The following is a 1009-nucleotide window of genomic DNA, read 5'->3' on the forward strand; positions in this document are numbered from 1 at the left end:
TCCTGTCAATGGGACCTTCCTCCCCGCATACAACGGGCGTCAAAGACGGCTGGCTATTCAACCAGCGACGTACACGGTTCGCGTCAGCCGAACTGCTACGCCGTGCATGGTTCTCCCTCACGTTGTGCAATATTCTCTGAAGCGTTCAAGTCGGCGTGGCGTCCACGCTTGCACTCCGAACACAAAAAGTAATCTCCATCACGCGTTCCAATCGAACCACATTCTGAACATAATTTGCTAGTGTGGTACGGGTCAACCTTCTCGACACCAATACCAGCACGTTCTGCTTTGTACGTGATGAACTGTTGGAGTTGGTGGAAATGCCACGAGTGGATGCCTGACCACGAGCTATTCTTGCGGATACCTTCGAGGTCTTCCAGTTTGATGACTGGATTCTCGAACTGTTCCGCGAACGTGATGAGGCTCCCTGAGAGTGTGTGATTTAATTCCTTGATTCGACGCTGTTCTTTGTCACCCACACGGTTGCGTGCGCGAAGCGCACCCGCTTGTTGGAGCGAATCGCGTAGGGAACGATATTTGCGCCGAACGTACTTTGCCTCATCACCTGACACCAGCATTGACTCATCTTCACTATAAGCCGTTGCAGCGAGAATATGTCGCTCGCCAATATCGACACCGATGGATGTCCCATTCGACGTGTCTGTATCGTACTCGGCGTTGAATGTACAGTACCAGTCGTCGCCACGGCGGTAGACCTGTAGACGGGACTTGTCGGCGTCACCCTTGATCAGTTGGTTTACGGAATCGGCAATATCGTCGTACACTTCAATAGGTGTGTACCACCACTGAGAAACACACGGGAATCCGATGACGACTGTACCGTTATCGGTTGTGTCGATCTCCCAGTTCTGGTTGTTGACTGCGAACGGCTGGCTCTCTCTGTATTCGACTTCCCCATCTTTGCTATGGTTAGATTTCGCTTCTCGAATTGCTTGGTTCTGAATAGCCGAGTAAAGCGCGTTGTCAATGCTGGATGTGGTCACGGACT

At 51.7% G+C, this 1009-nt stretch carries 1 protein-coding gene; it reads right to left on the reverse strand.

The window, feature by feature from the left end:
- Positions 1-95 precede the first annotated feature (95 nt).
- Positions 96-1009 (reverse strand): RNA-guided endonuclease TnpB family protein (locus J07HQW2_RS06865; protein ID WP_021054698.1); only part of this gene is annotated, 914 nt, incomplete at its 5' end.

Origin of the sequence: Haloquadratum walsbyi J07HQW2 (genome assembly GCF_000415985.1) — an archaeon.
Taxonomy (GTDB): Archaea; Halobacteriota; Halobacteria; order Halobacteriales; family Haloferacaceae; genus Haloquadratum; species Haloquadratum walsbyi_B.